This is a genomic window from Salinimicrobium oceani (genome assembly GCF_012037645.1).
This window is the reverse complement of record NZ_JAAVJR010000495.1, coordinates 1-486: the sequence shown is the minus strand read 5'-3', so window position 1 is coordinate 486 and position 486 is coordinate 1. Positions and strand designations below refer to the sequence as shown.

Sequence of the window (486 nt, the reverse complement as noted above, 5' to 3'; positions counted from 1 at the left end):
ATCGCGATTATTTTTGCGGGACCTGTTGGGTTATCCATTAGTATTTACATCAGCGAATATGCGCCGCGAAGTTTTAGGAAGACCATCAAACCCGCGCTGGAATTGCTGGCGGCTGTTCCTACAGTAGTTTATGGATTTTTTGCATTAACAGTGGTGACCCCTTTTTTGCAATCCTTTATTCCTGGATTATCAGGTTTTAACTCGCTATCTGCGGGGCTGGTGATGGGAATCATGATTATTCCGTTCATTTCCTCTTTGAGCGAGGATGCGCTACATGCTGTTCCTAATTCTTTAAGAGAAGCAGCTTACGGTATGGGATCTACCAAACTTCAGAATTCATTCAGGGTATTGGTGCCTGCGGCTTCATCGGGAATTATAGTATCAATTATCCTGGCCATCTCCCGTGCAATTGGTGAGACTATGATAGTAGCGATAGCAGCAGGGCAGCAGCCAAGACTAACCTTTGATCCCACGGTGCCGGTAGAG

General features: G+C 45.9%; 1 protein-coding gene. It reads left to right on the top strand.

Annotated features, from left to right (window positions below):
• On the top strand, positions 1 to 486 hold a 486-nt coding region (locus HC175_RS17900; RefSeq protein WP_168139619.1), incomplete at both ends, for a PstC family ABC transporter permease.